Here is an 8,085-nt window from a genome sequence, read left to right as displayed (position 1 = left end):
TTCGGAGGAGCCGGGTTCCCGGTTGTATAAAACAGGGGACAGGGCCCGCTATCTTTCGGATGGGAACCTGGAATATCTGGGACGGTTGGACGATCAGATCAAGTTGCGTGGCTACCGTATTGAACCCGGTGAAATCCAAGGGGTGTTGCTCCGACACCCGGCAGTTGCAGAGGCGGTGGTGATCCTGCGTGAAGACAAACCGGGGGATCCGCGCTTGGTCGCCTATGTGACGGTTTCCGAAGAATATGAAGGGCTCCTTCGCGATTTGAAGCAACATCTTGCCGATTTGCTGCCCTCCTACATGGTGCCAACCGCCATCGTAGTGCTGGATGCACTTCCGTTGACCCTGAACGGCAAAGTGAACCGTCAATTGCTTCCACCTCCCAGTCAGGACCCGATGGAAGGAAGGGGTGGAGCTCCACGTACATTGACAGAAGAATTGCTGGCAACGATTTTCGCAGATGTGCTCGGTGTAGAGCATGTGGGTGTACATGAACATTTCTTCGAAAAGGGCGGTCACTCTTTGTTGGTGATTCAGGTGATCTCCCGCATCCGCAACACCTGGAATGTTGAACTTCCGGTAGGTGTACTGTTCGAAACGCCGACCGTCGCCGAGCTGGCTGAACAAGTGGACAGAGCTGTATTGGAATCTACACGGAGGGTGTCATTGGCACCTGTTGCGCGTACTCATGCAATGCCTGCTTCCTTTGCTCAACAACGCCTGTGGTTTCTGGAGCAACTGGAGGGAGAGAGTGCTCTGTACAATGTTCCCTTGCCATTGCACATCGAGGGAGATCTGAACGAACAAGCCCTCACGACTGCCATCCGGGAGCTTGTCCTTCGTCACGAAGTGTTGCGCACGACTTTCACAGAGGTGGACGGCGGTGTTGTGCAGATCATCGGGGCGGTGCCCTCGGAATTGAAAATTCCTGTGATTGATCTGAGCGAGGAGGGCGTGGAATTCCGGAGCACGCAGGTTCAGAGATTGATTGGACAATTGGCAGAGCAGACGTTTAGTCTGACCCAGGGTCCTCTGTTTCGCAGTCATCTGCTCAAATTAAGGAAAGATGAACATGTGCTGGTGCTGATCTTGCATCACATTGTTACGGACGGTTGGTCTAACGGCATATTGATTCAGGAGCTGGGGAAACTGTATGAAGCTTTCGTGAAGGGACAACCGTCGCCCTTGCCGGAACTTCCGGTTCAATATGCGGATTATGCGACGTGGCAACGGCAGTGGTTACAGGGGGACAGATTGGATCGACAACTTCAATACTGGACCCACCGTCTTGCAGATGCACCATCGCTCCTCGCATTGCAGACAGATTACCCACGCCCACCGGTGCAATCCTATCGAGGTGCGGTAAGATTCTTCGAGCTGCCGACAGGAGTAAGTTCCGCACTGAAAGAACTGTCCGGCCGTGAAGGGGTGACCCTTTTCATGACCCTGTTAACTGCCTACAAGACCTTGTTGTTCCGTGAGTCCGGGGAGGAGGACCTTGTGGTCGGTTTTCCGGTTGCGAATCGCAATCGCAGTGAAATTGAAGGGCTGATCGGCTTTTTCGTCAACACGTTGGTGCTGCGGACGGACCTGTCCGGAAACCCGACTTTTCAAGAGTTGCTGCAACAAGTGAAGAAAGTGGCTTTGGAAGCGTATGCCAACCAGGATGTTCCCTTTGAGAAACTGGTTGAAGAATTGCAACCTGAGCGCAATCGCAGTTACTCGCCCTTGTGTCAAGTGGTGTTTGGATTTCAACAGGAGAGGCCGGCAAGTGTTGTCTGCCAAGATGTGACCATGACCTTTTGTGAAGTGGAACGTAAGTCATCGAAATTCGATCTGACGTTTTTCGTCGAAGAACGAGGGGATCAACTGGTTGGCAGTGTGGAGTACAGTACGGACTTGTTTGCAGAGAAGACGATTGAACGAATGATTGACCAATACAGATCGATCCTCGAAAGTGTGATCGAAAATCCAAAACAGCGTTTGCGTGAGATTCAATTACGTTCTGATGCAGCGTTAGTTGAAGAGGAACTTGATGAGTTGTTTCAATAAGGTTGGGTGTCATATCAAATAACAGTCCTCCGGGAGCTTGACAAAGAATCTGGAGAAATTTTGAAATGAGGGGCAAAAGATCGACTCTTTTGGTGAAATGTTTGGGGGAATTTTACTCAAAAGAGTCGATCGTGTCCCTGTTTTCGTCCCTTTCCCAATAGTTTTAACAACCTATACATAATATTTTATTACCATTCCACTTGAGGCTGATCATTGTCAAATGGGTCCCGATTGGCCCTGATCAACAGGAAGGGTTGGCGTTGCAAGGATGAAACAAACGATATTTGTTCCTTTGCGACAACGTAATTATGGAAAGATCTTTATTGCGCAAGTGCTGTCGGACCTGGGGAACTGGCTCGACTTTATTGCGTTGAACACATTGATTGTTTATGTATGGGATCTGGGACCGGAAGCGGTGGCGGCCCTTGTAATCACCTTTGGACTTCCATGGGTGCTGGTGGGTCCGATTGCTGGTGTTTGGATCGATCGTTTGCCGAAACGGGCGGTGATGATTTCTAGCGATCTGATACGAATTTTTATTGTTCTCGGGCTGTACTGGGCTCCCAATATTTATGTATTGTTACCTTTGGTTTTTTTGAAGGGAAGTTTCGGAGCCATTTTTGATCCGGCAAGACAAAGCGCGATTCGGATGATAGTTCCCAAAGAAAGCCTTCCGCAAGCCATTTCACTCAGTCAATTTTCGGTTCAGTCCACCAAAGTTTTTGCTCCGATTCTGGGAGCTGTTTTTGTCAGTATGGCCGGGGCGCGAAGTGCTTTTTTGGTTGAGGGTGCATTGTTTCTGTTATCAGCATTACTTCTTGTGACACTTCCAGCATTAAAGAACCAAACTTCCGATCATCAGCCGACACAAGAAAAAGAACGATATTGGGTTCAGTTTCGGCAAGGTTGGGCGCATGTGCTCACCAATCGATTGCTTTTTATTGCGACTCTCTCCATCACGGTTGGATTATTTATCAATTTTATGTATGACGGCTTATTGCCGTTGTGGACGAAACATTTGGATATGGATGAGAAGGTTTTTGGTATGGTTTTAAGCGCCATTGGCTTGGGAAGTGTAGTCGGTGCGGTGGTGGTCGGACAGTTCGCTGTATGGCAAAAGCGTCCGCTGGCGATGATGTCCATCGGTTGCGCCATAGCCGGTCTGCAGGTATTGTTGATGGGGTTGGGCGGATTGGAAATCATTGGCGGTGGGGTCTACTTCTGGTTTATCGTTTTTCTCCTGTTGGGAATGGCCTCGTCCGCAGTGTTCATCCCTTTCGGCTACATTATGCAAATGGAAACACCCCAACGCCTGATAGGGCGGGTTTCCGCCACTGCCAATGCAGTTCAAAACACCACCATGTTGGTCTCCCCTTCCATCGGTGCATTTTTGGCCAAGATTTTTGGGGTGGGGTATGTGTTTTTCGGTTCGGGTTTGGCATTGGCGTTGTTCGGTGGGAGTGTGCTGATGGTCTCTTTCAGGATCAGCAAAGGGGTAAAATCATCGGACCAAAAAGAAGGTTCAGTAAGTGCTTGAGTGAGTAGGAGATAAACGAAGGAGTGTAAGAGGGCTTAGAAGCATTGTGAAAAAGCCGTTCACAGGGAGGGTTGAGTTTCACATGGAGTAATTTTGGATCGAAAGAACAACGAAAAGGTCATGTGAAACCCAATCCTGACCGCCTTCAAACGCAGTAAATCACAATACTTCTAGCCTTCTTCGTCTTACATGGGTTTTTCAGAATGATGGATCTGAAACAGTCACAAATCCAAGGTTCCCAAAAAAGCTGAGCGACCTTTCCCTATGGGGCATCGGGAAAAGATCGCTCCATAGCCCCGCCTGTGTGGCGGGGCCATAACCAAAACTCCGGCTATCAGACCAAGGCCTCACGAAATTTCCTGTTTCATGGTGCAATGGGGCTCCCGACTTCGTCGGAGGCTCCATCCGATCCAGGTGGAGATTCCCAGAAGTACGGCTGCTCCATAATAGACGGTGCGAACACCGAAGGCATCGGCAAGGATGCCCGCGATGCTGACGGAAAGGCCGAAGGCTCCGTACATCAAGGTTCCGTGGGCGGCGAACACCTTGGGAAGAGAACGGTTATCGACAGTTTCCTGAAGAAGGGACCGTTGGGCGATATCTCGTAATTGATAAAAAGGCCCCATCAATACGGACAGAAACAAGGCAAAAGGTGCGAAGGGGATTGAAGTGAACAGTAAAGTCAACAAGCAATTAATCACGGAACCGGTGATCATTGCCGGAATCAGTCGTTGTTGCACTCGATCAGACAATCGGAGGATCAGGATCCCGCCGAGGAGAGTTCCCAGGTAGTAACCGGCGTTGATATACCCGAACCACTCTGTGCTTTGATGAAGTACTTCCGTGACGAAGACCATGCTGATCGCTGCAATCCAGATGACTCCGGCGAACATTTCCGTGAGATCCATCAGTGTGACGCGGCGGAGGAGGGGATGATTCCAGATCATCGCCCACCCCTCCGACATTCTCCCACGTCGGGAAACGGTCCCGGTTGCCGCCCCCGTCGGTTTTTCTCCCTGAAATGGATCCCTCAGAAACCATATGGCGACAGAAGAAAGAGCAAACAGTGTCAGGTTGATCCACAGGGTGGCCTCCGCTCCAAGCCAGGCCACCAAGATCCCACCTGTGGACCATCCCGCCAACAGAACGATCTGGTCCGTGGTGGAGATCAGGCTGTTGGCCCGAACCAGCCGATCCCTTTTCACCAGCCGGGGAACCAGTGCATTTCGCGCCGGAACGGTCCAACCGTCCAGAAAAGAGATGGCAAACACGAGGGCAAATCCAATCGCAAATCCTCCCTCCCACAGAAGGGGAGCATAAAATGTGAGGGCTGCCAATAGCAATGTTTGTCCCGTCTGGGATGCCACCAGGATGGATTTCAGGGAAAACCGGTCCAGCAACCACGGTGCCAACAGACCGCTGATCATCTGGGAAGTCACCCGGAGCAAAGGCATGGTAGAAGCATAGGCGGCAGATCCTGTGGCTTTGTACAACAGGGTCACCAAAGCCATGATGTAATAGGCGTCCGCCAGATTGGCCAAGGCTTGGCTCAACCACAACAGACGGAAGGAGAGGTGTGCATTCCTCATCGCGGGATCACCTTCTTCTATGATGTTGTTGGTGAGTTCCTGGATTACATCGGAATGCACCCCTCTTTTTATATCTGATCCCATCTTAGCAAAGTTCATTCTTTGAAGGCACTAAAAATCAGTTTTGTTCCCCTGCGGGAAGGATATAAATATATTTGACACCATCAAAAAAAGAGGAGGCCACCCCATGGCAAAGGTTTTGATCCTGACCGGTGATGCGGTGGAAGCCCTGGAAGTCTACTATCCCTACTATCGGTTGTTGGAAGAAGGACACGAGGTTACCATCGCAGCGCCCAAGAAGAAAAAATTACAGACCGTGGTGCATGATTTTGAACCTCACATGGAGACCTTTACAGAGAAGTTCGCTTATGGCCTGGACGCCGATGCATCTTTTGCGGAGGTGAATCCGGCTGAGTTTGACGGTCTGGTCATTCCCGGAGGGCGTGCACCGGAACATATCCGGATGCATGAGAAGGTGCCGGAGATCGTCACCCATTTCTTCACGGCAAACAAGCCTGTGGGTGCGATCTGCCACGCGGCTTTGGTATTTGATGTGGTTCCGGAGGCGGTCCAGGGGAGGGAGATGACCGCATTCACCACCTGCCGCCCAGAGGTGGAGCGGGCCGGCGCCAAATACATCGACAAAAATCTGCACGTGGAAGGAAATTTGGTATCCGGTCACGCCTGGCCGGATCTGCCCGGGTTCATGAAAGAGTTTCTGAAACTGTTGAGCAAGTGAAAACATGGGAAATAGCCCCTGCTCCGGGCTGATCTTAGCCCTGTCACGTAGACAATACATTAAAACAAGCCACAAATATTAAGCTGCCCGAGCCCGGTACTCACCGGGTTCAAGTAATTTAACCGGTTTTGAAAGCGTTCACGGTTGTAGAAGTGATCATACCAGAGACGATGGCTTTTTTTTATGCCTTCGGGAACCCCACGAGGTTACCGGGAAATGTTTTCGGGAGAGGCCTTGTTCAAAATATTTACACACAGGGAGGTGGAGCAAAACGATCCGTTTGATAAAATTAGTTGCAAAAGGAGTTGATTCTATGAATGACATCCCATCCTCCTCAAAAGTCGCTTTTGGCAAAAGAATGATGGGAAAGATGGCCCGTTCAAGGTGGGTTAACGGTTTGATGGAGAAATCCCCCCGCTTCTCCCGCTTTTATGATCGCCTGCATGTGAAGATGAGCAGAGAATGGAGCGGCGACATCCCCTGGACACCATTGAACAAACCGGTTTCGGAAAGTCGCGTGGCTCTGGTGTCTACCGGCGGGGTGATTCTGAAAAGTCATACCCCATTTGACCTGAACGATGCAGCCGGGGACTGTTCCTACCGGATCATACCGGCAAATTCCACCCCGGAGGAGATCGTTATCAGTCATCTCTTTTATGATCACAGCGATGCAAAGATGGATTTGGAAGTGATGTTTCCCCTGGCTACACTCCACCGCCTTCAACAGGAAGAAACCATCGGCAGTGTGGCTCCCCGTCATGTCAGTTTTCAGGGGGGGATCTCCGATCCAAAGCGGTTGGTGAATGAAACGGCTCCGGAAGCAGCCGGGATCTTGGTGAATGATCAGGTGGATTTGGCGATTTTAACCCCTGGCTGAGGGCATTGTCATCGGTCCGTGGGACTGATTGCACTGGAGTTGGAGAAAAGGGGAATTTCCACGATCACAGTCACTCTGTTGCCGGAGACCACCCAGGCTTTGGGTGTGCCGAGGTCCATCTATTTTCCCCGCAAACTGGGCAACCCGATCGGTCGACCCAACCGAAAAGAAGAACAGCTGGATGCACTGAAACAGTGTCTGGATGCTTTGGTTCAGGCGAAAAAAGGGGAGATGATCACGGGGAAAACCACTGGATGATAATCAAGAGCCACAGTCATTCTGTTGAGTGACTGTGGCTCTTCAGGCAGATCGCCCGCCATCAGGGAATCTCTTGATCCATTTTTGCAAAGAGTGGCATGATTTTTGTATTATGGATAAGAGTGTGGCGAAGGGACAGATGTCACTGAAAAAATCACAGAAAGGGTGCAGCAAATGTTTGAAACCATCTTGTATGAGACCCGGGGTGGAGTGGCAACAATCACTTTTAACCGGCCAAAGGCGTTTAATGCCTTTAATATGAAGATGCATGAAGAAGCGATTCAAGCCATGGATCAAGCTGTTACAGATCAGGAGGTGCGTTGTATCGTCCTGAAGGGAAGCGGCAAGGGCTTCAGCTCCGGAGCCGATCTCAGTGTCAGTCGGGAATTCGGGGAGGAGGCGGATTACGGAAAGATTTTGCAGGAGACTTACAACCTGCTCCTGATGCGGATGGTGGAGGCGGACAAGCCCATCGTGGCCGCTCTGCAAGGTCCGGCTTTCGGTGCCGGCTTAAGCGTGGCTCTGGCTTGTGATTTCCGGATTGCCGCAGATAACGCTTCTCTCAGTATGGCTTTCGTCAATATCGGTTTGGTGCCGGATGCAGGGGCCACCTTCTTTCTGCCGCGCATCGTAGGCTACAGCCGGGCACTGGAACTGGCGATGACAGGGAGGAAGTTGGGGGCTGAGGAGGCTTACACGATGGGGTTGGTGAACCGGGTGGTTCCGGCGGAGGAGTTGGATACGGCGGTGGAGGAATATGCCCGGCGGTTGGCGCAGGCGCCCACAGGTGCACTTGCGGGAATGAAGCGCAATTTCTTGAAGAGTTTTGAAAATGATCTTCCCACCCTGTTGGAGGCGGAGGCCAGGGAGCAGACCGTCTGTGGCAGGAGCGCCGATCATCGCGAGGGAGTGGCCGCTTTCTTCGAAAAGCGTGTACCGAAATTCAAGGGACGGTAACTGGGGAAAATCGGAAAATCTGAAAATGGCGGAATGCCCCTCCACATTCCCGGAAAAAGGAATGGTTTTTTAAAG

Annotated in this window: 7 protein-coding genes; 6 read left to right on the top strand and 1 reads right to left on the bottom strand. The window is 51.1% G+C overall.

From position 1 onward, the window contains the following. Together IEV46_RS06530 and IEV46_RS06525 are read left to right on the top strand one after the other, a co-directional pair. Window positions 1–2,053: condensation domain-containing protein (locus IEV46_RS06530; protein ID WP_229735941.1), on the top strand; the 2,053-nt coding region annotated here is incomplete at its 5' end. 268 nt (window positions 2,054–2,321) lie between these two features. Then, window positions 2,322–3,590, top strand: coding sequence for an MFS transporter (locus IEV46_RS06525; protein ID WP_188431120.1), 1,269 nt, complete (start codon window positions 2,322–2,324; stop codon window positions 3,588–3,590). Between the two features lie 347 nt (window positions 3,591–3,937). On the opposite strand, the gene IEV46_RS06520 is transcribed toward IEV46_RS06525, so the two are convergent. Beyond that, window positions 3,938–5,179, bottom strand: coding sequence for an MFS transporter (locus IEV46_RS06520; RefSeq protein ID WP_188431118.1), 1,242 nt, complete (start codon window positions 5,177–5,179; stop codon window positions 3,938–3,940). 187 nt (window positions 5,180–5,366) lie between these two features. Between IEV46_RS06520 and IEV46_RS06515 the strand changes: the two genes are divergently transcribed. The 4 genes from IEV46_RS06515 to IEV46_RS06500 all read left to right on the top strand — a co-directional run bounded on the left by IEV46_RS06515 (window position 5,367) and on the right by IEV46_RS06500 (window position 8,010). Next, entirely contained in the window at window positions 5,367–5,918 is a 552-nt protein-coding gene (locus IEV46_RS06515) for a DJ-1/PfpI family protein (protein ID WP_188431116.1), read from the top strand. Between the two features lie 313 nt (window positions 5,919–6,231). Continuing rightward, entirely contained in the window at window positions 6,232–6,795 is a 564-nt protein-coding gene (locus IEV46_RS06510) for a glycine/sarcosine/betaine reductase selenoprotein B family protein (protein ID WP_188431114.1), read from the top strand. 18 nt (window positions 6,796–6,813) lie between these two features. After that, on the top strand, window positions 6,814–7,053 hold the full coding sequence (locus IEV46_RS06505) for a hypothetical protein (protein ID WP_188431113.1): 240 nt from the start codon (window positions 6,814–6,816) through the stop codon (window positions 7,051–7,053). 174 nt (window positions 7,054–7,227) lie between these two features. Then, window positions 7,228–8,010 carry an enoyl-CoA hydratase/isomerase family protein gene (locus IEV46_RS06500; RefSeq protein ID WP_188431111.1) on the top strand — a complete coding sequence of 261 codons (783 nt, stop codon included), beginning with the start codon at window positions 7,228–7,230 and terminating at the stop codon, window positions 8,008–8,010. Window positions 8,011–8,085: the final 75 nt, after the last annotated feature.

The sequence above is a fragment of the Kroppenstedtia guangzhouensis genome (genome assembly GCF_014637345.1).
Lineage (GTDB): Bacteria > Bacillota > Bacilli > Thermoactinomycetales > DSM-45169 > Kroppenstedtia > Kroppenstedtia guangzhouensis.
The sequence above is the reverse complement of the archived record's forward strand: the minus strand, read 5'-3'. Positions and strand labels throughout refer to the sequence as shown.